Annotated in this window: 21 protein-coding genes; 15 read left to right on the top strand and 6 right to left on the bottom strand. The window is 70.4% G+C overall.

Annotation, left to right across the window (positions count from 1 at the left end; all coding sequences use genetic code 11):
- Positions 1-172: 172 nt before the first annotated feature.
- From JOD64_RS01425 to JOD64_RS01370, 12 genes are all read left to right on the top strand, one after another.
- Positions 173-1,063, top strand: a complete 891-nt coding sequence (locus JOD64_RS01425; RefSeq protein ID WP_204940501.1) for an alpha/beta hydrolase family protein — start codon at positions 173-175, stop codon at positions 1,061-1,063.
- A 138-nt stretch (positions 1,064-1,201) separates the two neighbouring features.
- A complete protein-coding gene (locus tag JOD64_RS01420) occupies positions 1,202-1,987 on the top strand; it encodes an ABC transporter ATP-binding protein (protein ID WP_204940500.1) in 786 nt (261 codons plus the stop codon).
- Positions 1,984-2,706: an ABC transporter ATP-binding protein gene (locus JOD64_RS01415; RefSeq protein WP_204940499.1), complete on the top strand. Its 723-nt coding sequence runs from the start codon at positions 1,984-1,986 to the stop codon at positions 2,704-2,706. Before JOD64_RS01420 ends, JOD64_RS01415 begins: the two co-directional genes overlap by 4 nt.
- A gap of 30 nt (positions 2,707-2,736) precedes the next feature.
- A complete protein-coding gene (locus tag JOD64_RS01410) occupies positions 2,737-3,615 on the top strand; it encodes a branched-chain amino acid ABC transporter permease (RefSeq protein WP_204940498.1) in 879 nt (292 codons plus the stop codon).
- Positions 3,612-4,724 carry a branched-chain amino acid ABC transporter permease gene (locus JOD64_RS01405; RefSeq protein WP_204940497.1) on the top strand — a complete coding sequence of 371 codons (1,113 nt, stop codon included), beginning with the start codon at positions 3,612-3,614 and terminating at the stop codon, positions 4,722-4,724. Before JOD64_RS01410 ends, JOD64_RS01405 begins: the two co-directional genes overlap by 4 nt.
- 84 nt (positions 4,725-4,808) lie before the next feature.
- Entirely contained in the window at positions 4,809-6,095 is a 1,287-nt protein-coding gene (locus tag JOD64_RS01400) for an ABC transporter substrate-binding protein (RefSeq protein ID WP_204940496.1), read from the top strand.
- Between the two features lie 146 nt (positions 6,096-6,241).
- Positions 6,242-7,009, top strand: a complete 768-nt coding sequence (locus JOD64_RS01395; RefSeq protein WP_204940495.1) for an SDR family oxidoreductase — start codon at positions 6,242-6,244, stop codon at positions 7,007-7,009.
- Between the two features lie 94 nt (positions 7,010-7,103).
- Positions 7,104-7,715 carry a TetR/AcrR family transcriptional regulator gene (locus tag JOD64_RS01390; RefSeq protein ID WP_204940494.1) on the top strand — a complete coding sequence of 204 codons (612 nt, stop codon included), beginning with the start codon at positions 7,104-7,106 and terminating at the stop codon, positions 7,713-7,715.
- A 64-nt stretch (positions 7,716-7,779) separates the two neighbouring features.
- Positions 7,780-10,566 (top strand): AAA family ATPase, encoded by a 2,787-nt coding sequence (locus tag JOD64_RS01385; protein ID WP_204940493.1) that lies wholly within the window; start codon positions 7,780-7,782, stop codon positions 10,564-10,566.
- A gap of 61 nt (positions 10,567-10,627) precedes the next feature.
- Complete coding sequence (locus JOD64_RS01380; RefSeq protein ID WP_204940492.1) at positions 10,628-11,776, top strand: acyl-CoA dehydrogenase family protein; 1,149 nt, start codon at positions 10,628-10,630, stop codon at positions 11,774-11,776.
- A gap of 17 nt (positions 11,777-11,793) precedes the next feature.
- Positions 11,794-12,258 (top strand): MaoC family dehydratase, encoded by a 465-nt coding sequence (locus JOD64_RS01375; RefSeq protein ID WP_204940491.1) that lies wholly within the window; start codon positions 11,794-11,796, stop codon positions 12,256-12,258.
- A gap of 383 nt (positions 12,259-12,641) precedes the next feature.
- A complete protein-coding gene (locus tag JOD64_RS01370) occupies positions 12,642-14,039 on the top strand; it encodes a glycoside hydrolase family 10 protein (RefSeq protein ID WP_204940490.1) in 1,398 nt (465 codons plus the stop codon).
- Positions 14,040-14,141: 102 nt separating this feature from the next.
- Here the strand turns inward: JOD64_RS01370 and JOD64_RS01365 are convergent, their stop codons facing one another.
- Both JOD64_RS01365 and JOD64_RS01360 read right to left on the bottom strand, forming a co-directional pair.
- Positions 14,142-15,173 carry a zinc-dependent alcohol dehydrogenase family protein gene (locus JOD64_RS01365; RefSeq protein WP_239559333.1) on the bottom strand — a complete coding sequence of 344 codons (1,032 nt, stop codon included), beginning with the start codon at positions 15,171-15,173 and terminating at the stop codon, positions 14,142-14,144.
- Between the two features lie 5 nt (positions 15,174-15,178).
- Positions 15,179-15,601, bottom strand: coding sequence for a hypothetical protein (locus JOD64_RS01360; RefSeq protein ID WP_204940488.1), 423 nt, complete (start codon positions 15,599-15,601; stop codon positions 15,179-15,181).
- 114 nt (positions 15,602-15,715) lie between these two features.
- Between JOD64_RS01360 and JOD64_RS01355 the strand changes: the two genes are divergently transcribed.
- Together JOD64_RS01355 and JOD64_RS01350 are read left to right on the top strand one after the other, a co-directional pair.
- Positions 15,716-16,519, top strand: coding sequence for a helix-turn-helix domain-containing protein (locus tag JOD64_RS01355; RefSeq protein WP_204940487.1), 804 nt, complete (start codon positions 15,716-15,718; stop codon positions 16,517-16,519).
- 105 nt (positions 16,520-16,624) lie between these two features.
- The gene (locus JOD64_RS01350) at positions 16,625-17,362 is read left to right on the top strand and encodes a VOC family protein (RefSeq protein WP_204940486.1); all 738 of its coding nucleotides are present in this window, start codon (positions 16,625-16,627) and stop codon (positions 17,360-17,362) included.
- A 1-nt stretch (position 17,363) separates the two neighbouring features.
- Here the strand turns inward: JOD64_RS01350 and JOD64_RS01345 are convergent, their stop codons facing one another.
- Complete coding sequence (locus JOD64_RS01345) at positions 17,364-17,852, bottom strand: MarR family winged helix-turn-helix transcriptional regulator (RefSeq protein ID WP_204940485.1); 489 nt, start codon at positions 17,850-17,852, stop codon at positions 17,364-17,366.
- Between the two features lie 45 nt (positions 17,853-17,897).
- Here JOD64_RS01345 and JOD64_RS01340 point away from each other — a divergent pair, with 45 nt between their 5' ends.
- A complete protein-coding gene (locus JOD64_RS01340) occupies positions 17,898-18,959 on the top strand; it encodes a bifunctional NAD(P)H-dependent oxidoreductase/GNAT family N-acetyltransferase (RefSeq protein WP_275581637.1) in 1,062 nt (353 codons plus the stop codon).
- A 109-nt stretch (positions 18,960-19,068) separates the two neighbouring features.
- On the opposite strand, the gene JOD64_RS01335 is transcribed toward JOD64_RS01340, so the two are convergent.
- The 3 genes from JOD64_RS01335 to JOD64_RS01325 all read right to left on the bottom strand — a co-directional run bounded on the left by JOD64_RS01335 (position 19,069) and on the right by JOD64_RS01325 (position 22,555).
- Positions 19,069-20,253: a cellulose binding domain-containing protein gene (locus JOD64_RS01335; RefSeq protein ID WP_239559331.1), complete on the bottom strand. Its 1,185-nt coding sequence runs from the start codon at positions 20,251-20,253 to the stop codon at positions 19,069-19,071.
- Between the two features lie 242 nt (positions 20,254-20,495).
- Positions 20,496-21,503: an acetylxylan esterase gene (locus JOD64_RS01330; protein ID WP_204940483.1), complete on the bottom strand. Its 1,008-nt coding sequence runs from the start codon at positions 21,501-21,503 to the stop codon at positions 20,496-20,498.
- 14 nt (positions 21,504-21,517) lie between these two features.
- Positions 21,518-22,555, bottom strand: coding sequence for a LacI family DNA-binding transcriptional regulator (locus JOD64_RS01325; RefSeq protein WP_204940482.1), 1,038 nt, complete (start codon positions 22,553-22,555; stop codon positions 21,518-21,520).
- Positions 22,556-22,865: the final 310 nt, after the last annotated feature.

Raw genomic sequence — 22,865 nt, 5'->3', positions numbered from 1 at the left:
CCGTGGCGCGTGGGTGGGCCGGCGCCTGCCCTGCTACCCGTGGTCAGGAGGTCGAAACACAAGTGATCTCGGCGTCCGCGGCCGGGACTGGTGATTTCACCGATGCGTGGATCGGCGGAGAGGGCCAAAACTGACGCACGTCGATATCCCTCGACTTTAGGGAGTGCCCGACGTGTCCTCACCAACCACCACCCGTCCCCGTTCCGTGGCCGCCCGGCTCGCGCTGGCCGCCACCCTCGTCGCCGGCGTCGTCCTGACCGGACCGACCGGCGCCGCGCAGGCCGCGGGCCCGTACGAGCGGGGCCCGGCCCCGACCACCTCGATTTTGGAGGCCAGTCGCGGTCCGTTCGCCACGGCCTCGCAGAGCGTGTCGTCGCTGAGCGTCACCGGCTTCGGCGGCGGCGTCATCTACTACCCGACCAGCACCAGCGAGGGCACCTTCGGCGCCGTCGCCATCTCGCCCGGCTACACCGCAGCCTGGTCCAGCATCAGCTGGCTCGGGCCGCGGATCGCCTCGCACGGTTTCGTGGTGATCGGCATCGAGACCAACAGCCGTCTGGACCAGCCGGACAGTCGGGGGCGGCAGTTGCTCGCCGCGCTGGACTACCTCACCCAGCGCAGTTCGGTGCGTACCCGGATCGACAGCAGTCGACTCGCGGTGGCCGGCCACTCCATGGGCGGCGGGGGCAGCCTGGAAGCGGCCTCGTCGCGGCCGTCGTTGCAGGCCGCGGTGCCGCTCGCACCGTGGAACACCGACAAGACCTGGTCCGAACTGCGGGTGCCGACGCTCATCATCGGTGGCGAGAGCGACACTGTCGCGCCGGTCTCGTCGCACTCGGTGCCGTTCTACAACAGCATCCCGGCCTCCGCCGAGAAGGCGTACCTGGAGCTGAACGGGGCGAGCCACTTCTTCCCGCAGACGACGAACACGCCGACCGCACGGCAGATGGTGGCCTGGCTGAAGCGGTTCGTCGACGACGACACACGCTACGAGCAGTTCCTCTGCCCCGGCCCGAGCGGCTCGCAGATCGAGGAGTACCGCAACACCTGCCCCAGCGCCTGACCGTGACAGAAGGGGCGGTCGCCACCGGCGACCGCCCCTTTCGCCTGTGCGGGGCCGGCATCGAAGGGTCTTGACGCGATACCCGAGAAACGTACACTGCGAGTGTAAATAACACCCGCCACGACAGAGGGATGGGTGATGGAGCGCGGCCTCGAACTGCACCACATCGGCGTCCGTTTCGGCGGCCTCACCGCCCTTGACGACGTCTCACTGCGGGTGCCACCCAACCGGGTGGTGGGCGTGATCGGGCCCAACGGCGCCGGCAAGACCACGCTCTTCAACGTGATCTGCGGTTTCATCGCGCCGGAGACGGGTGCGCTCACCCTCGACGGCAGGAAGTTACGGCCACGGCCGCACCAGCTGACCCGGCTCGGCATCGCCCGGACCCTGCAGGGCACCGGGCTCTTCGCCGGGCTCACCGTGCTGGAGAACGTGATGACCGGCGCCGCACACACCGCCCGCGCGGGCTTCGTCTCGGCGCTGCTCGGGCTTCCGGCCAGCGATCGCGACGAGCGCCGGCTGCGTCGGCACGCCCTGGACATCCTCGACGACCTGGGGATCGCCGGCCACGCCGGGGCCGCCCCGACCACACTGCCCTTCGCCGTACGCCAGCGGGTCGCACTGGCCCGCGCGCTCGCCGCCCGGCCCCGGCTGCTCCTGCTCGACGAGCCCGCCGGTGGCCTCGGCGCCGACGACATCGCCGAGCTGGCTGAGCTGGTCCGCCAGTTGCCCCGGCGCGACACCGATCCCTGTGCCGTGCTCCTGGTCGAGCACCACATGGACCTGGTGATGGCCGTCTGCGACGACATCGTGGTGCTCGATTTCGGCCGGGTCATCGCCACCGGCGCTCCGGACGAGATCCGTGACGACCCGGCGGTAACCGACGCCTACCTGGGTGCCGCCGTCGACAGTGAAGCCGCATGAGCGCGCCGGACCTGCTCGTCGTGCGCGGGCTGGTCGCTGGTTACGGCGCCGCGCCCGTGCTGCAGGCCATCGACCTCACCGTCACGGCCGGCACGATCGCCGCGGTCGTCGGTGCCAACGGCGCCGGCAAGACGACCCTGTTGCGCGCGCTCTCCGGCATGATCCGCCCGGCGGCGGGCCAGGTGCTCCTCGCCGGCGAGGAACTCCGGGGTACGCCCGTGGAGCAGCTCGTCCGGCGCGGCATGGCGCACGTGCCGGAGGGGCGGGGCGTGATCAGCGAGTTGACGGTCGACGAGAACCTGCGACTCGGCGGGCTATGGCGGCGCGACCGGGCCGACGCCGCTCGCGCGCTCGACGAGGTCTACCAGCTCTTCGAACCCCTGGCCCGACGTCGCCGGCACCTCGGCCACCAGCTCTCCGGCGGTGAGCGGCAGATGCTCGCGCTCGGCCGGGCCCTGGTCGGCCGACCCCGACTGCTGCTGCTCGACGAGCCGTCGCTCGGCCTGGCGCCGCGGGTGGTCGCCCGGACCATGGCCCTGCTCCGCCAGTTGCGCGACAGCACCGGCCTGACCGTGCTGCTGGTCGAGCAGAACGTCCGCAGCGCACTCGCCGTCGCCGACCAGGGGGTGGTGATGTCCCTCGGCCGGGTGGTGATCGCCGCCCCGGCGGTGCAACTGCGTGACGACGTCGACCTGCGCCATGCGTACCTCGGTTTCTGACCACCACCTCGCCCCCCGGAGGGAGGACTGTTGGACCGCTTCGTCTTCCTCACCGTCGACGGCCTGTCCCGGGGCGCGGTGTACGCCGCGTTCGCGCTGGCCCTGGTGCTCATCTGGCGGGCGGCTCGGGTCGTCAACTTCGCCCAGGGGGCGATGGCCGTCGCCGCCGCGTACGTCGCCTACACCGTCTCGACCACGACCGGCTCCTACTGGCTGGGCTTCGCGGTCGCGATCGTCGCCGGACTGCTGCTCGGTGCGCTCGTCGACCGCGTCGTGATGCGGCACGTCGACCACGCCTCACCACTCAACCCCGTGATCGTCGCGCTCGGTCTGGTGTTGTTGATCCAGGCGGTGCTGGGCATGGTGTACGGCAACGAGTTCCGCCCCGCAGAGGCGCCGTTCAGTCGGTCCGCCCTCACCGTGGGCGGAGTCGCCGTGCTGTCGCCGTACGACCTGTTCGTCTTCGCCGCGATCGGGGTGGTGGTGAGCGGCCTGGCCTGGATGTTCGCCCGTACCCCGGTCGGGCTGCGGATGCGCGCGGCGGCCTTCGCTCCTGAGGTGTCCCGGCTGCTCGGGGTCAACGTCGGTGGCATGTTGACCCTTGGTTGGGCGCTCGCCTCCGGGGTGGGCGCGCTGGCCGCCATGCTGGTCATGCCGACCGAGCTGGGTCTGCATCCGCACGCGATGGACCTGGTGTTCGTCTCGGCGTTCACCGCGGCGGTGGTCGGCGGGCTGGACAGTCCACCGGGGGCGGTGGTCGGCGGCCTGGTGGTGGGTCTGCTGCTCTCCTACGTGAGCGGCTACGCCGGCAGCGACCTCACGCCGCTCGCGGTGCTGGTCCTGCTGTTGGCGGTGCTGCTGGTCCGGCCCGGTGGGCTGTTCGCCCCGGTTGCTGCGAGGCGGGTGTGAGCGCCACGAGGGCGGCCCTGCCGCCGAAGCACCAGCCGGTCGAGGCTGGTGACCGACCGGTCGACCGCCGGTTCGGCTCGACCCTGCTGCGCCACCTCGCGGTGGTGCTCGCCGTCGGGCTGGTGCTGGTGGCGGTCAGCTACGCCGTCGAGCCGTTCCGCAACTTCCAGCTCGCCACGGTGGCCGCCTACCTCTGCGCGACCGCCGGGCTGACCGTCCTCACCGGGCTCAACGGGCAACTCTCGCTCGGGCACGGCGCGTTGATGGCCACCGGGGCGTACACCGTGGCTCTGTGTCAGAACGCGTTCGCCGACCGGGGGATGACCGGTGGCTGGCTGTTGCCGCTCTCGCTCGGCGCGGCGATCGTCAGCACGGTCGCGGTCGGCGCGGTGGTCGGTGTGGCGGCGGCCCGGCTGCGCGGCCCCTACCTGGCCGGGGTCACCCTCGCCGTGGCCATCGTCGTGCCGGCGTTGGCCGTCACCTTCGACGGTGTGTTCAACGGCGAGCAGGGGTTGTCGGTGCCGGTGGAGCCGCCGCCGCTGTCGCTCGGCCCGTACTTCCCGTACGAGCGGTGGCAGCTCTGGCTCACCGGCGCGGCCACCCTGCTGGCCCTGCTGCTGCTGGCGAACCTGGTCCGCAGCCGGTACGGGCGCTCCTTCCGGGCGGTCCGCGACGACGAGGTGGCGGCCCGCCTCGCCGGTATCCACGTGGCCCGCACCCAGGTCCTCGCATTCGTGGTCAGTGCCGCCACCGCCGGGCTCGGCGGGGCGTTGCTGGCGGTCCTCGCGCAGAGCGTCTCTCCCGGAGCGTTCTCGCTGACCCTGTCGTTGTTCCTACTGATGGCCGTGGTGATCGGCGGTCTCGGTCGCCTCACCGGCGCGTTGTGGGGGGCTGTGCTGCTGGTCGCCCTGCCCGACCTCACCCACTCCGTGACCGAACTGTTCACGCTCTCGCCCGCGGTGGCGCAGCGGCTGGAGGGAAACCTGCCGCTGGCGATCTTCGGGCTCACGCTGATCGTCGTCATGATCGCCGCACCCGGCGGGGTGCAGGGCCTGCTGTCGCGTCTCGGCCGGAGCCTGCTCGCCCGATGGCCGGCCCGGCGTTCCTGAGCTGTTCCCCGCCCGGCCTCCGCCGGGCACCCCACCACCACACCGTTCCCTCAATTACCGGACCGAGAAAGGTCGGTGTTTTCCATGCACCGTTTGGCACAACGTGGTCTCGCGATCGCCAGCACCATCGCTTTGTTGGTCACCGCCGCCGGTTGCAGCGGTGACGACGGCTCCGGTCCCGGCGGAGCATCGGTGCCGGGCGTCACCGACACCGAGATCACCGTCGGCACACACATGCCGCTGACCGGCCCGGCCTCGGCCGGCTACTCGAAGATCGCTCCGGCGACGAAGGCGTACTTCGACTTTGTCAACGCCCAGGGCGGTGTGCATGGTCGAAAGATCACCTACAAGATCATGGACGACGGCTACAACCCGGCGAACACCCAGCAGGTGGTCCGTCAGCTCGTCCTGCAGGACAAGGTCTTCGCCATCCTCAATGGTCTCGGGACGCCGACGCACACCGGAGTGCTCGACTTCCTCAAGAGCAACCGGGTGCCCGACCTCTTCGTCGCCTCCGGTAGTCGCAGCTGGGACCAACCGGACAAGTACCCCGGCACGTTCGGGTTCAACCCGGACTACACCGTCGAGGGCAAGATCCTCGCCACCTACGCGAAGACGAACCTGGCCGGTCAGAAGGTCTGCTTCCTCGGCCAGGACGACGACTTCGGCCGGGACAGCCTGGCCGGTGTGGAGAAGGTGCTCGGTGCCGGGGCCGTGGCGGTCAAGCAGACCTACGTCACCAGCAATACCAACGTGGCGCCGCAGATCGGCGCGTTCAAGGCCGCCAGTTGCAAGGTCGTCGTGCTCGCCACCGTGCCCGGCTTCACCGCGCTGTCGATCGGCACCGCCGCGCGGCTGGGCTTCAAGGCGCAGTGGCTGGTCTCCAACGTCGGCGCCGACCACCCGACCCTGGCCAAGCAACTCGGTGCCGCCGCCCCGATCCTGGAGGGCATGGTGGGCACCAACTACCTGCCGATGCAGAACGACACAGCGAACCCGTGGGTGCAGCTCTTCACGAAGATCAATAAGGAGTACAACGGGGACGCGCCGTTCGACGGCAACACCGTCTACGGCATGTCGGTCGGCTATCTCTTCGTGCAGACGTTGCTCGCCGCCGGCAAGGACCTCACTCGGGAGAAGGTGCTCGAGGCGGTGCAGAAGGGTGGCTTCCAGGGCCCCGGGCTGGTGCCGCTGCGCTTCTCCGCCAAGGACCACTCCGGGTACGGCGGGCAGCGGCTGAGCCGGGTGACCGGGGGAGTGCAGAGCTACTTCGGGCCGGCGTACGAGACCGACGAGGCGGACGGGCCGGTCAACGAGTACACCGCCGCACCGGTCGCGCCACCGGCGAACGGGGTGCCGACCGTCTCCTGAAAATCCGTCGTACACCCGGTGTCCGACCGGGCGTGGTCGCGTCTGACCACGCCCGGTCGGACGCTGTGTCCGTTGCCGCGGTGGGGTCTGCGGGCTGCCGTCCGGGGCGTTGACCGACACCGATCAGCCCTCCTACTATCTGCACTGTGGATGCATATAAGGGCCGCCTCGTTGATCGTGTCGCCATCGTCACCGGCGCCAGTCGAGGCATCGGCCTGGCCATCGCCCAACGCCTCGTTGCCGAAGGCGCCCGGGTCGGTCTGACCGCCCGACGTCCCGAGGCGCTGGCCGATGCGGTTGCCGCCCTGGGCGGGCCGGAGTACGCCATCGCCGTGCCCGGGCGCGCCGACGACCCCGAGCACCGAGCTGCCGCCGTGCAACAGGTCGGTGCGGCGTTCGGGCCGGTGGACCTCCTGGTCAACAACACCGGCATCAACCCGGTGCACGGCCCGCTGGTCGGGCTGGACCTGGCGGCGGCACGCAAGATCCTCGACGTGAACGTGGTCGCCGCGCTCGGCTGGGTGCAGGAGGTCTGCGCCGCCGGCATGGCCGAGCGCGGTGGCTGCGTCGTCAACGTCTCGTCGATCTCCGCGCTCGGACCGTCGCCCGGCATCGCCTTCTACGGGGTGAGCAAGGCCGCGCTCAACCTGCTCACCGCCAGTCTCGCCGTGGAGTTGGGTCCGGCGATCCGGGTCAACGCGGTCGCCCCCGGCGTGGTGAAGACCCGCTTCGCCGCCGCCCTCTACGAGGGCCGGGAGGACGAGGTCGCGGCGCGGTACCCGCTCGGTCGCCTCGGTCTGCCGCCGGACGTGGCGGGCGCGGTCGCCTTCCTGGCCTCCGACGACGCCGGCTGGATCACCGGGCAGACCATCGTCTGCGACGGGGGCGTCTCGCTGTCCGGCCGGGCCGGATGACGACGGTGGCGGTCGGGCCGGGGCGGCTGATCACCGCCTGTCTAGACTCGGCGATGCGTCGGGGGACGCCATGGGGGTGAAGGGGCGAGGGCGGATGGACGGGGTCGAGGTCGCGGGCCGGATCGACGGGCGCACCGCCCGGGCCGAGCGCACCCGCGTGGCCATCGTCGAGGCGCATCTCGCGCTCATCTCCGAGGGCGACCTCCGCCCGACCGGGGAACGCATCGCCGAACGGGCCGGCATCTCGCTGCGGACGCTCTGGACCAACTTCAAGGACATGGAGACGCTCTTCGAGGCGAGCGGCGCGGAGGTGCTCCGCCAGCAGGACGCCGCCTACCGGCCGATCTCACCGGGGCTGCCGCTGGCCAAGCGGGTCGACGCGTACTGCCGGCAACGGGCCCGGCTGCTCCAGCTCATCACACCGTCGGCGCGGGCCGCCCAGATGCGCGAGCCGGTCTCCGACCAACTGCACCGCAACCGCCTCAAGCACATCGACCGGGTGCGTGACGAGGTCGAAGAACTCTTCGCCGTCGAGCTGACCCAGGCCGGCCAGGGGCGGGAGCAACTGCTCAACGCCCTCGTGGCCGCGAGCATGTGGCCGGCCTGGTCGATGCTGCGCTACGGCCTCGGGCTCGGCGTGGATCAGGCCCGCGCGGTGATGACCCGCACCGTGGGCGCCCTGCTCGCCGAGGTCGCGGTCGACTGATTCCGGGCCGGCCCGATTTCGCCCCCTCTTTCCATTCGGTTTCCGATGAGTGACACTGACATGCATGGTTACTGCATCAAGAGTGCAACTAACCGTGCTGCGTGGCCGGGACGATGAGTGGCAGGCTGTCCGGAGTCTGCTCGACGGGGTGACCGGCGGCGGTGGGGCCGTGCTGCTGCACGGCGAGCCGGGCTCGGGCCGGACCGCGCTGGTCGGCCACGCCCACCGGTACGCCGAGGGTTGCACCGTGCTCGCCGCGAGCGGACTGGCCGAGGAGGCCGAACTGCCGTACGCCGGCCTGCAACGCCTGCTCGACCCGGTGCTCCACCGTGCCGCCGTCCTGCCGGACGAGCAGCGCCGGGTGCTGCGGCGCGCGCTTGCCGGAGAGAGTTGCCCGGCCGACCGCCAGCTGACGTTGTGCATGGCGGTCCTCGGGTTGCTCGCCAGCGCCGCCGGGGACCGTCCGATCCTCGTCAGCATGGACGACGTCGACCGGGGTGATCCGCAGACCGCACAGGTGCTGGCCTTCGTGGCCCGCCGGCTGCGACACCTACCGGTTGTCGTCCTGCTCACCGCGGACGTCACCGTCACGGTCGACGGGATACCGGCGTACCGGCTCCGGCCGCTCGACGAGTGGAGCAGCGTCGCCGTCCTCACCGACCGCCTGCCCGAGCGGCCTGCCGCGTCGGTGATGACCGCGCTGGCCGCGATCGGCGGCGGCAACCCGCAGGCCCTGGTGGACCTCGCCGAGGTGCTCAGCCCGGCCCAGTGCCGGGGGGAGGAGGCGCTGCCCGCCGCGCCGCCGGCGGACGGTGCGCTGGGCCGTGCGTACCGGGCCCGCCTGGACCGGTTGCCGCCGGACACCCGGCGGGTGCTGCTGCTCGCCGCGCTCGACGAGGTCGGTGAGCCGGGCACCCTGATCCGGGCCGCGGGGGCGGCCGGCACCGAGGTCGAGGCGCTCGCCCCGGCGGAGGTCGCCGGCCTGGTCCGCGTCGAACCGCGGGGCGTCACCTTCCCCCAGCCGTTGGTCCGCACGATGATCGCGGCCAGCGCGCCACTCGCCGAGCGCCGCGCGGCGCACCGACTACTCGCCGGGGTGCTGGTCGCGGACGGGCAGCGGTTGCGCCGGGCCATGCACCTCGCCGCCGCGACGGCCGGCGCCGATCCGGCCCTCGCCACCGAGCTGGAAGAGGCAGCGGCCGGCGGGGTCGGCGACTGGGCCACCGCCTCGGCGGCGCTGCGTTGGGCCGCGGACCTCAGCGGGCATCCCACCCAGACGGCCGCCCGCCTGCTGGCCGCGGCTCGTTATGCCTGGGCCGGGGGCCAACCCGACATGGCCCGACTGCTGCTCGACCGCCTCCGCGCCGTCTCCAGGGACCCGGTCGTCCGGGGCCGCGCCGACCTGCTGCACGGTGAGTTGGAGCTGCGCTGCGGCGGCGCGTCCGGAGCGTCTGTCACGTTGCTGACCGCCGCCACGGCGGTGGCTGGTACCGACCGCGCTCTGGCGCTGTCCGGGCTGGTGCGGGCCGGCGAGGCCGTCTGCTTCGCCGGTGACCAGTACCGGTACGCCGAGGTCGGCCGTCGGGCGCTGGCGTTGCGGCGACCGACCGACCCGCCGGCCATGGAGTTGATGGGCTGTCTGGTCGCCGGGGTGGCGGCGACCCTGCGGGGTGACCATGAGCGGGCCGGCCCCGCGCTGCGTCGCGCCGTCGTGCTGGGCGGCCGGTTGACCGGGCCGGCGCTGACCCCCACCGCGCTCAACTCCGCGGCGGCGGCGGGCCTGGTGGTGGCCGTGGACGGTGCGGCCCACCGGCTCGCCGAACGCGCTGTCGGATTGGCCCGGGAGCGGAGCGAGTTGTCCGTGCTGTCCCGGGCGCTGGAGTTGCGGGCGGTCGCCGAGTACTGGCTGGGCCGGCACGAGGCGGCGGCGGAAACTTCCCGCGACGGGCTACGGGTCGCCCGCGCCTCGGGTCAGGTCAACTGCGCCAACGTCCATCTGGGCATGCTCGCCGTGCTCGCCGCGATCCGGGCCGACCGCGACACCAGCCTGCGACACCTCCGTGAGATCGGCGAGTCACCGACGCCGGGCAGCCGTCCGCACGCGTTCGCCGGGTGGGCCCTGGCGGTGCTCGACCTCATCGACGGCCGGCACGCCGAGGCGGCGGACCGGCTGGCCTCGCTGGCCCGGCTCGGCACCGGTCGAGGTCAGGTCCTCGTGCAGGTGATGGCGACCCCCTATCTGGTGGAGGCGGCGGCTCACCTGGCGCACCGACCGGCGGCAACGGCAGCGCTCGCCGTCTTCGACCGCTGGGCCAGCAGCACCGCGAGCCCGTTGCGCCGGGCCCTGTCCGCCCGGTGCCACGCGCTGCTCGCACCGCGGGGCGGCGCCGAGGCGGAACGGGATTTCCAGACGGCGTTGCGGTTGCACCCGGCGGAGGCCGGCACGTTCGAGCGGGCCCGCACCGAGCTGCTCTTCGGTCAGGAGCTGCGGCGCAGCCGACGCCCTCGGGATGCGCGTACCCACCTGCACCAGGCCCGCGAGATGTTCAGCCTGCTCGGGGTGGCGTGCTGGGCTGAGCAGGCCACCACGGAGCTGCGTGCGGCCGGGGAGTCGGTCGGTCCGCCGGACCTGCCGGCGGCGCGACTGTTGACCGGCCAGCAACTGCGGATCGCCGAGCTGGTCGTGGAGGGAGCCACCAACCGGGAGATCGCCGCCCGGATGTTCCTGTCCACCCGTACGGTCGACCACCACCTGCGCAACGTGTTCCACCGACTTGGCATCCGCTCGCGCACCGAGCTGGCCCGCGCGTTCACCACCGAGCGGCACGCCGGGTTGGCCTCCGACCGGTGACCGACGAGCCGGCGACCGTCCGCTCTGGACGGCATAAACTATCACCGCTAGTTTAAAGGCCATGGAGCTGACCCTCTCCGCCGAGCAGGCCGCGGTCCGCCAGTTGGCGGCGGAGTTCGCCGACCGCGAGCTGGTGCCGCACGCCGCCGCCTGGGACCGGCGCGAGTCGGTCGACCCGGCCATCGTCGCGATGCTTGGCGACCTGGGCTTCCTGGGGCTGACCATTGCCGAGGCCGACGGCGGTTCCGGTGGCGATCACGTCGCGTACTGCCTGGTCCTGGAGGAGCTCGGCCGGGGCGACTCGGCGGTGCGCGGCATCGTCTCGGTCTCTCTCGGCCTGGTCGCGAAGTCGATCGCCGCCCAAGGGACGGCCGCGCAGCGAGCCGAGTGGCTGCCCCGACTCTGCGCCGGCACCGCACTCGGCTGTTTCGCGCTGACCGAGCCGGACAGCGGCTCCGACGCGGCCGCACTGCGGACCCGCGCGGTTCGCGATGGCGCCGACTGGCTGCTCACTGGCACGAAGACGTTCATCACCAACGGCACCACCGCCGACGTCGCACTGGTCTTCGCCCGCACCGGCGGCCCCGGACACCGGGGCATCACCGCGTTCCTGGTGCCCACCGACAGCCCGGGCCTGACCCGCCGGGAGATCCACGGCAAGTTGGGCCTGCGCGGCCAGGCGACCGGCGAGCTTCGCTTCGACGAGGTGCGGGTGCCCGACACCGCCCGGCTCGGCGCCGAGGGCAGCGGGTTCCGGCTCGCCCTGGCGACCCTTGCCAAGGGCCGGATGTCGGTGGCCGCCGGCTGTGTCGGCATCGCCCAGGGCTGCCTCGACGCCGCAGTCGGCTACGCCGGGCAACGGACCCAGTTCGGCAAGCCGATCGCCGGCCACCAGCTCGTCCAACAACTGCTCGCCGCCATCGCGGTGGACACCGCCGCCGCCCGGTTGCTGGTGTGGCAGGTGGCCGACCTGATCGACCGCGACCAGCCGTTCGCGACCGAGGCGTCGATGGCCAAGCTCTTCGCCAGCGAGGCCGCCGTCCGCGCGGCCAACAATGCGGTCCAGGTCTTCGGTGGGTACGGCTACATCGACGAATACCCGGTCGGCAAGTACCTGCGCGACGCCCGGGTCGCCACCCTCTACGAGGGCACCAGCCAGATCCAGCAACTCCTCATCGGACGCGCGCTCACCGGCGTCAACGCCTTCTAGCCCCAAGGAGACCTGGCATGAGAGTCTTCAGCTCGTTCGAGGAGTTGGCGGCCGCGGTCGGCGAGAGCCTCGGGCCCGGTCCGTGGCAGCGCATCGAGCAGGGCCGCGTCGACCTCTTCGCCGACGCCACCGACGACCACCAGTGGATTCATCTCGACCCGGCCCGGGCCGCGGCGGGTCCGTTCGGCGGGACGATCGCCCACGGGTACCTGACGCTGTCGCTGCTGCCGGCGCTGGCCGGCGGGCTCTACCGGGTCGAGGGGGTGGCGATGGGGGTCAACTACGGGCTGAACCGGGTGCGCTTCCCTGCCCCGGTGCGGGTCGGCGCGTCCGTACGGGCCACCGCCACCATCGCCGACGTGTCCCCGGTGATCGGCGGCGTGCAACTGGTCGCGGCGGTCACCGTGGAGAGCGACAGCGGCGGCAAGCCCGTCTGCGTGGCCGAGACGGTCAGCCGGCTCTACGGAGCCACCGGTCGTTGATCGCCTGGCTCGTGCGCGTGCTGTCGGGGTGCCGCGCCCTGCGGGGGTGAGCGTTGCGGAAGTAGTTCCGGAAATTGTGGCGCTTCTCGCCCTCACATCCACGATGACCGGTGCGCCGTGACCTCGCCGCCGTGCGGCAAGGGACCCGCCTGGGCAGCGATGTTTCGGGGTGCCGACCGAACCGGTCAGCGTCTCGTGAAACTTCCGGAAATTCTTGCTCCTCGATGAGTGGCGCTGACATACTCCACATCCATCTGGGTCGATGATCGAGGGCCTGCGCCTCTTCCCGGGCGCCTTTCCGTGCGTGGTCCCGACCCGGCACCCCACCACCGCCGGGGTGGTGCGTCAGTTGCCCTGCCCCGGGTCCCACGGAAGGAAGAAACATGATCGAGAGGTGCCACGGGGATACCCGTCCACAAACGGGCTCCCGAGCGCGTACGGCGATCGTCCTCGCCGCCGCGGCTCTGCTCGCCGCAACCAGCGCGGCGTTCCTGCCGGGCACGGCGAGCGCCGGTACGACGCTGGGTGCGTCGGCTGCCGAGAAGGGTCGGTATTTCGGTACGGCGGTGGCGGCGTCGAAGTTGAATGACAGTGCGTACACGACGATTTTGAACCGTGAGTTCAACATGGTGACGCCTGAGAACGAGATGAAGATCGATGCTACTGAGCCGCAGCAGGGTCGGTTCAGTTATGGTTCGGCGGATCAGATCGTCAACCATGCGCGTAGTCGTGGGATGAGCGTGCGGGGGCACACGCTGGCGTGGCATTCGCAGCAGCCGGGTTGGATGCAGAACATGAGTGGTAGTGCGTTGCGGCAGGCGATGCTCAACCATGTGACGCAGGTGGCGACGCATTTCCGGGGTCAGGTGGTCGCGTGGGATGTGGTGAACGAGGCGTTCGCTGATGGTAGTTCGGGTGCGCGTCGTGACTCGAATTTGCAGCGGACGGGTAATGACTGGATCGAGGCGGCGTTCCGGGCTGCGGATGCCGCGGATCCGACGGCGAAGCTGTGTTACAACGACTACAACACGGACAACTGGACGCATGCGAAGACGCAGGGCGTCTACAACATGGTGCGTGATTTCAAGGCGCGTGGTGTGCCGATCGATTGTGTGGGTTTCCAGTCGCACTTCAACAACGACTCGCCGTACGTGAGTAACTACCGCACCACGTTGTCGAGTTTCGCGGCGTTGGGGGTGGATGTGCAGATCACCGAGTTGGACATCCAGGGTGCGTCGGCGGCCACGTACCGCAGTGTGGTGGAGGACTGCCTGGCGGTGGCGCGGTGTAACGGGATCACGGTGTGGGGTATCCGTGACAGTGACTCGTGGCGGGCGTCGCAGACTCCGTTGCTGTTCAACAGCAACGGCTCGAAGAAGCCGGCGTACGACGCTGTCCTCGCGGCGCTGAACAACGGCACCACCCCACCGACGACGGGGCCTCCGACGACGGTGCCGCCGACCACGACCCCGCCGACCACGGCTCCGCCCACCACCCCGCCTGCGGGCGGCGGGTGCACCGCGACCCTGCAGGACAGCACCAGGTGGGGCGACCGGTTCAACAGCCAGGTGACCGTCAGCGGGGCGAGCAATTGGACCGTCGTGGTAGCGGTAACCCCACCACAGAAGGTGTCCAACACCTGGAACGGCAGCCCGAGCTGGGACAGCAGCGGGAACGTCATGACCATGCGGTCGAACGGCAGCGGCAACGTCTTCGGCTTCACCACCATGGCCAACGGCAACTGGAGCCGCCCAGTGGTGCGCTCCTGCACCGCGTCCTGAGCACCACCGCACGCTGAGGGGCGGCGACGGGATCCGTCGCCGCCCCAACCCCTCTACGCAGGTAGCTGGATTGGTCCCGGCCCCATCGCCATACCCGCCCGGTTATCGGACTTCGATGACGACCTTTCCGAACGGGCTGGCCGACTCGTAGTACCGGAACGCCGCGCCGGCCTCCTCGAACGGGAACGCTCGGTCGATAACGGGCCGAAGCTGGTGTGCGGTGATGATCTCGTTGAGCTTGGTGAATTGGGCGTGACTTCCGACCGCCAACGCCCGGACCGTCGCGGCGACACCGAACAGCAGGCGAGGGTCGAGTGGTGGCCAGTCACCGGAGAGAGACCCGACGAACGCGACGTGCCCGTTGATGGCAAGGGACTTCAACGACTGCTCCAGTGTTCCGGCGGTGTCGACGACCCGGTCGACCCCTCGCCCACCGGTGCTGTCGCGGACCGCGATATGCCAGTCGGGAATGGCGCGATAGTTGACGACCTCGTCAGCGCCGAGGTCACGAAGGCGTTGCTCCTTTTCCGCCTGGCCGGTCGTGGCGATCACTCTCGCGCCGAGAAGCTTGGCCAGTTGTACGACGAACAGTGATACGCCGCCCGAGCCGGTGGTGAGCACCGTGTGCCCCGGCTGGATCCCAGGACTGTCCCCGGTCAACGCGTTCCACGCGGTGACGGCAGCACACGGCAGCGTCGCGGCTTCAGCGTAGGAGAGGTGTTCGGGGACCGGAACGAGGGCTTGCTCCGGAAGGACGGCGATGTCGGTGAGCATGCCGTCGAGGGAGCCTCCCAGTTGTGGCAGGTAAGACGGTTTCAGAGGGCCGTCCAGCCACTGCGGGAACAGCGCGGCGGTGACCCGATCACCCGGTCGCACCCGTTGGACACCTGGCCCCACGGCGACGACCTGCCCGGCACCGTCGGAGACGGGGATGACGTCCGGTTTGACGGGCAGCAGGTACTGCCCCCGCAGCACCAGCAGATCGCGGAAGCCGAGCGAGACGGCGTGGACCGCGACTGCGACCTCGCCGACACCTGGCGTGCGCGGTTCGTCGGTACGCAACCTCAGGCCATCGATGCCGTCACCGCTGTTGACACGGTAGCTGCGGACGGACGGCGGTAGCGTCGCAGTCATCGTCGTCACCCCTCGATGAACTGGTAGTCGCTGACGATGCACCCGTCCGTGCTGAGCACGAGGATCTCCAGCCCGACACCGGCCACGTCGCCACCATCGCGAGGCACCATCTCCCAGCGAAACTTGACCACGTCGTGGAGCCGCTCGGCATCCCCGCGGGAGCGGAACACGAAGGTCCCCGGGGCGACGAACTCCTCGTACGCGCGCGTCACCCGCACCTCCAGTTCGTCATGCCCGCGCGCCTCCAGGACGAGACGACCGAACCCCAGGCCCTCGGCGGCCTGTCGTAGTTCCTGAGGCGGCTGCAGGACATGGACCCCGTCGGTGGACCAGAGTTCGCGAACGGCGGCGCGGCGACGTTCCGGGTCGGCTTCGTTCCACGCCGCGACGTAGCGGTCGATGAGGTTCTTCAGGTCGATGCCAGCCATCGTGATCCTTCGGTCGTGATGATCGTTGCGACCACGACTGTTCTGCGCCGGACGCGCCGCGACAATTCCCCGGAGGGAATCGCCAACCGGCGCGGCACCCGGTACACAGGAAGAATGATCACCGAATCCGCGAGTGGCGGCCTCGCGGGCGCGTTGCGCACCTGGCGTACCCGACGACGCGTCAGCCAACTCGAACTGGCGGTGCGGGCCGGCACCACGCAACGGCACGTCAGCTTCATCGAGAGCGGACGCTCAAACCCTGGCCGGGCGATGATCATACGGCTGGCGGAATCGATGGAGGTGCCGATCCGCGAACGTAACGAACTGCTCCTCGCCGCCGGTTTCGCGCCCGTGTACCCGCAGCGCGAACTGGACGACCCTCAACTGGCACCGATCCGAACCGCCCTCGAACGCGTCCTGCACGGCCACCTGCCGTACCCGGCCGTGATCGTCGACCGGCACGGCGACCTCGTCTCCGCCAACGCCGGCTTCGACATGATCACCCGTGGAGTGGACCCACACCTGCTCACCCCACCCGTGAGCGTCCCCCGAGTTCTGCTGCACCCCCGCGGCCTCGCACCCCGCATCGTCAACCTCGATGAATGGGCCTGGCACATCATCGGCAGCGTCCAGGCCGAGAGCGTTCGCAACCCGAGCGACCGGCTCCAGCGCCTCGCCGATGAACTCGTCGACCTGGCACCCCCGCGGCCCCGGCAACTCTCGCCACACCACCTCGGGTTCGCGGTGCCGTTGCACCTGCGCACGAGCGAATCGGACAACCGGGAACTGCGGCTCATCACCACACTCACCCACTTCGGCACGGCCACCGACGTCACCATCGCCGAACTGCGACTGGAAGCATTCCTGCCGGCCGACGAAGCGACCAGCACCGCACTGGCCGAACTCGTCAGGTGGTGAACAGCATCCGCTCAGGACGGGCGTGTCGTAGCAGTCGACATCGGGAACTGCCGAGACCAGAACCCGCCGATCTTCAGGTGCCAGGCTGCCGTTAGCATCGTCGGCGTGGCAACGCGGCTTGTTCAGATCAACATGAAGGCTCAGGACGACTCCGCGCTTGGCGGTTTCTGGGCGGAGGTGCTCGGCTGGGGGCTCTCCAGCGAGGGGCCCGGCGTGACCAACCTCGAACCCGAGGGTTTCGTCTACCCCGACCCCGTCGCCGTCTGCATCGACCTGATCGCCTCGCCGGAACCCAAGACGGTCAAGAACCGCGTGCACGTCGACCTCGCCACCACCTCGGCGGCCCATCAGGCGGAGGTGGTCGCGCGCCTGAAGGATCTCGGCGCGACAACCGTCGACGTCGGCCAGGGCGACGTCCCATGGACGGTCATGGCCGACCCGGAAGGCAACGAGTTCTGCGTGCTGGAGCCCCGACCGCTCTACCGGGACACCGGACCGATCGCCGCGGTAGTGGTCGACTGCGCGGATCCGCGAGCCATGGCGCGCTTCTGGAGCAACGCCATGGACTGGACCCTGCACGAGGTGAGCGACCGCAGGGCGATGCTGCGCTCGGCCAAGGGCGTGGGCCCATATCTGGAGTTCATCCGCACACCCGACGTGAAGACCGGGTGGAACCGCGTCCATCTCGACGTCCGCCCATACCCCGGTGACGACCTGGAGGCCGAGGCGGCCCGACTGCGGACGCTCGGCGCCACCGACGTCGACCTCGGTGATGGCGCTGTCGCGTGGAAGGTCCTCGCCGACCCGGAAGGCAACGAGTTCTGCCTCCTCACCCCAGCCTGACTCAGGTGGTTGGTCGATCGTCGCCGACCTGGGGTTCTTCCAGCCTTCGGGCGATCTGTTCGATGGCGGCGAGGTCGTCTGGGGCGAGCCGGTCGACGAAGTGGCGTCGTACCGACTGAACGTGGGCCGGCGCCGCGTCCTCGAGTGCCTCCAGGCCCTGCGCGGTGAGCACGAGGAGGCAACCTCTGCCGTCGGCCGGGTCGGGTGCGCGCCGCAGGAGACCGCGCGATTCCATCCGGGTGGCGTGCCGGGACAGCCGGCTGCGTGACCACCCCATCTTGTCGGCCTGTTCGCCCAGGCTGCTGGTGTGGTCGGTCCGCTCCGACAGGGTGCTCAGCACCTCGTAGTCGGGTTCGGAGAGCCCGATCGCGGCCAGGTCGCGCGCCGTGCCGGTCTGGACCGCGACCATGACGCGCAGAAACGCCCGCCACGCGCGTTCCTCTTCCGGATTCAACCAGGGTACGGCCTTGGCCGGCGGTCTCGTTGACATGTAATCAACTTATCATCTACGCTCGTTTCCATGTCAACGAAACTGATGCGTGTCCTCGTACTGATGTGCAGCACCCGCCCCGGTGCCCTCGGTCCGGTGGTGGCGCAGTGGCTGACCGAGACGGTCACCTCTCGTGCCGCGGCGCTCGGTGTCGAGCTTGTGCCGGTGGCCCTCGGCGATCTGCACCTGCCGTTCCTCGACGAGGAGGAGCATCCGTCGTCGGGTGTCTACCAGCATGAACACACACGTCGGTGGAGCGCGATCGTCGACGCGGCGGACGGCTTCATCGTGGTCACGCCGGAATACAACTACGGGATGCCGGCGACGCTGAAGAACGCGCTGGACTACCTCGGCCGCGAGTGGGCATGGAAGCCGATCGGCTTCGTCAGCTACGGCAACACGTCGGCCGGCACCCGGTCGGTTCAGCACGCCAAGCAGGTGGTGACGACCCTCCGCCTGGTCCCGGTGGGCGCCACTGTCGCGATTCGCATCGGCGACGCGGTGGAGAGTGGACAACTGCTTCCCGACGCGACCCGTGACGCGGCGGGTGTCGGGTTGCTCGACGAGGTGGTCCGGGTCGCCCACGCCCTACGGCCACTGCGCGAACGCGGACGAGCCGGGGCGCGGTCGGGACCGTTGCCCGGGTCCTACGTGCGGCGGCTGACCCCCGACGACGCTCCTGAGGTCACGGTGCTGCAGCGGTGCTGCTGGGTGGACGAGGCCGTCGTCAACGACACCCTGGCCATACCGGCCCTGCACGAGTCGGTGGAGGAGGTGCGTGACTGGCTGGAGACCTGGGACACCACGGGCATCTGGTTGGACGGCCGACTGCTGGGCATGGTGCGGGCGCGTCGCGTCGACACCGACTGGCACGTGGGTCGGCTCGCCGTCGTGCCCGACCTGCGGGGGCACGGGCTCGGCCGGTGGCTGCTACGCACCGCCGAAACCGGCGCGGACCCGGAGTGCCGTCGAGTTCTGCTGTCCACCGGAGCGAAGAGCGTGCGGAACATCGACCTCTACCACAGCGAGGGTTACCAGTCGGAACCGCTCGCCCGCCCGGACGCAACCACCAGCCTCACCAAGGACATCTCCGTCGGGCAGCGCTGACGCTGCCGGCCCTGACGTGGTCCGGTCCGCGCCCTCCACCATCTCTTCCTAAGGTGGGTGGAGGGGGCGCGGTGCCGGGCCCGTGCTGCCCGGCACCGCGACGGATTCGTCAGGCGACCGCGCAGGCGGTGCCGTTGAGGGTGAACGCGGACGGCCGGCCGGCATTGCCGGTGTGCGTCGCCTGGAAGCCGATGTCGACCGAGGTGCTCGGCGCGATCGTCGAGTTGTAGGAGACGTTGCGAGCGGTCACCGCCCCGCTCGTCGGGGAGTAGCTGGCATTCCAGCCGCTGGTGATGGTCTGCCCGCCGGGCAGCGTGAACGCCAGAGCCCAACCGTTGACCGGCGTGCCGCCCGTGTTGGTCACCGAGACTGACGCGGTGAGACCGCTGTTCCAGGCGTTGACCGTGTACGCGACGCGGCACCCGCCCGACGGCGGGGCGGTGGTCGGCGGGGCGGTGGTCGGAGGCGCAGTGGTCGGAGGCGCAGTGGTCGGCGGCGCAGTGGTCGGCGGGGCGGTGGTCGGAGGCGTGTCGCCGCCGATGCTGCCGGGCACCGAACGGAGAGCGTCATACCAGGCCACGGCCATCTTGCGGTAGCCCGTGGCGTTGGGATGCACCCCGTCGGCCAGGTCGCTGAGCGTCAGAGCGCGGTACATGTCGACCAGGTGTACGCGTTTCCCGGCGGCGGCTCTGGCCTGCACGATCCCGGGGATCGCCGCGTTGTAGCCCCGGACCTGGTTGTCCGCGCCCGACTTCGGGATGATCGTCGCGACGAACACCTCCGCGTTCGGTGCGGTGTTGGTGATCCGGTCGACCAGGGTGGCGAGCCGGGCCGGAGCGCCGGACGTGTCGCCGTACATGTCGTTGGTGCCGATGTGCAGCAGCACCGTCCGGGGATTCGTGGCCCGCAACCAGTTGACGACATTGGCGTCGATCTGGGCGATCGTCCATCCGGAATGGCCCTGGTGATCGTGGTCGCCAAGGCTGGCGGGGCCGTTGAACTGGGAGCCGACGAAGTCGATCCGGTAGCCACCGCTCGTGAACCGCTGCCAGAGCTCGATCCGGTAACCGCCCGGGACGTTGAACCCGTCGGTGATCGAGTCGCCGAGCGGCATCACGCGTACGCCACCGTTGGATTCCGCGCTCGCGGGAGTGGTCGCGATCGGCACGGCGGCGGCCACGGCGGCGACGGCGGCCAGGGCGGCCCACCACAGGCGAGCCCGCCGGGGCTTCGGCGTGGTGGCGATGGGGGTAGGTGCGGGAGGGACGGGATGACCGAGCGTTGCACTGCTCATGGGACTTCCTCCGGTGGTGGGTGCGCGACAACAGCGGCCGCCGAAGAAACGGATGCCGCCAAGACGCGGTACGCGGGGAGTGGGGGCTGCGCGCAACGACCAAGAACCCGGACGTCTTCACTGGTGGTCGTATCGATGAGCCGTGCGGAAGTGTGCCCTGCACCCCGCTGACGCACCATAGCGTGTTATCGCTAACACGAGCAATAGATCGGTGATCGACTATGGCTCAGGATGGGTCGGTGTCAGTTCGCGGACGCGTACGCCGGGTGGAGCACCGAGTCGAGCCAGCGCAGCTGACGCCGGACGTGCACGGCCTCGCCGCCCTCGTGACCGTTGAACGGGTAGACGTGCATCTCGCGCGCGGGCGGAACCGACAGCCGGGCCGCCGTGCCGTACTGGTTGTAGGCGGCGAACCCGGTTCGGGGCGGGCAGACACTGTCGCGCAGCCCGATCCCGAAATGGGCCGGTGCCGTCGCGCGACGCGCGAAACTCACCCCGTCCACGTAGGACAGCGTGCGCCACACCGCCTCCTCGGCGTCCCGGTGCACGGCCAAATAGCGGGCGATCTCGCCGTACGGCGCGGGATCGCTGACCTGGACCGCCCGGCGCATGTCGCACAGGAACGGGGCGGTGGTCAGCACCGCGCTGAGGTCGTCGACGAGGCCGGCCACCGCCAGAGCGACGCCGCCGCCCTGGCTGTTACCGACCACGGTGACCCGGTCACCGTCGACTCCCGGCAGGGCGCGGACAGCCTCGACCGCCCTGACCGCGTCGGTGATCAGGCGGCGGTAGTGGTAGTCGCGGGGGTCGAGGATTCCCCAGGTGACCGGCCAGGGCCCGCCGGGCGCGCCGTGCGGGTCGGCGGTGTCACCGGCGCCGTGCTGCCCCGCCTGGCCCCGGTTGTCCATGAGCAGGTGGGCGTACCCGGCGACCGGCCAGGTCAGCCGCTCGTGTGGCAGGCCGCGACCACGGCCGTAGCCGGCGTACTCGACCACCGCGGGCAGTGGGTCCGCAACGCCAGCCGGGCGGGTGTACCAGGCCCGCACGGGGTCGCCACCGAAGCCCGCGAAGGTGACGTCCCAGGAGTCGAGCAGCCGCAGGTCGGTGGGCTCCGGACGGACGTCGACGAGGACCGGCCTGGCGGTCGCCTCGGCGAGGGTGTCGCGCCAGAACTGGTCGAAGTCGTCCGGCTCGTCGATGGTCGGCGAGTACTGCTGAAGATCATCAAGGGAGAGGGGGGAGTGCGGCACAGGTCCTCGCAGGGTCAGTGCGGGTTGGCGGGGGGTGCGGTGCTCTCCCGGACGACCAGCTCCGTCACCAGGTCGATCCGGCTGGTCGCTGGCTCGTTGCCCCTGGTCAGGTCGAGCAGCATCTGGGTGGCGATGCCAGCCATGTCGCGCAACGGCTGGTTGATCGTGGTGAGGGCCGGGTCGGTCCAGGCGGATACCGGCAGGTTGTCGTACCCGATCACCGAAAGGTCCTCGGGCACTCGTAGGCCGCACTGGCGAGCGGCCCGGAGCACTCCCATGGCCTGGATGTCGGAGCCGGCGAAGATCGCCGTGGGGCGGGCTGCCCGGCGGAGCAGTTCCAACCCGTGGGCGTGCCCGGCACCTGCGGAAAAGCTGCCGTAGCGGATCAGCTCGCGGTCGACCGTGATCCCGGCTTCGTCGTGGGCCGACTGGAAGCCGGCGGCCCGGGCGCGACTGCAGAGCATGTCGAGTGGCCCGGAGATGATGGCGATCCGCCGGTGCCCCAGCTCCAGGAGGTGCCGGGCGGCGAGCAGGCCGCCGTTCCAGTTGTTGGAACCGACGGTGGGCACGGAGGCCGAGGTCGCGCTGTCGGTGTCGACGACGACGAACGGGATGCCCTGGCGTCGCAGGTGCTGTTGTTGGGCCTCGGCCAGGTGGGAGAGGACGAACACCACGCCCAGCGGGCGATCGGCGAGTAACGCGTCCAGCCAACGTGCTGGCGGGCGGTGTGCGCCGTCGAGTTGAGCGACCGACAACCCGACGCCGGCTGCGGTGGTCACCGCCTCGACACCGCGCAGGATCTCCATCGCCCACCCGGTGTCGAACTCGTGAAACACGAGGTCGATCCGGCCTCCGCTGGTCGGGGGTCGCCGGGTGCGGCGCTGGTACCGGTGGCGGTCGAGGCTCGCTTCCACGCGTGCTCGGGTGCCGGGGGCGACATCGCCACGTCCGTTGAGGACCTTGGACACCGTCGCGACTGAGACCCCGACGTCGTTGGCGATGGTCGCGATAGTGGTGGAGGCGGGTGGGTCGAGCGGGCGGTGCTCTGTCATCGCGGCCTCATACAGCATCCGAAAGTTTCGGGAGACCCTAACACGATTGGCCGGTCACGCCAGCCGGTGCGGCAGGTGCCCTGCCCCGTTCGCCGGGCGATTCACGGCACTCGCACAACCGAGTGCCGATGTCGATGTCACCGTGTGCAGGCGACGGTCACTCAAGGTCCAGATGAGACTCTTGACACACATCGATGCGGCACTTAGGTTGCCGAAAAGGTTACGCGGGTTTCCGGAAAGTTTCGGATCGTGAAAAACGTCCGCCACGGAGCTGGTTCCACGAGGCACGGGGATGTGGCCGGAGCTAAGG

Origin of the sequence: Micromonospora luteifusca, assembly GCF_016907275.1 — a bacterium.
In the GTDB taxonomy this organism is placed as follows: Bacteria; Actinomycetota; Actinomycetes; order Mycobacteriales; family Micromonosporaceae; genus Micromonospora; species Micromonospora luteifusca.
Note: the sequence above shows the minus strand (reverse complement) of the source record. Positions and strands in the feature narration are given on the sequence as shown.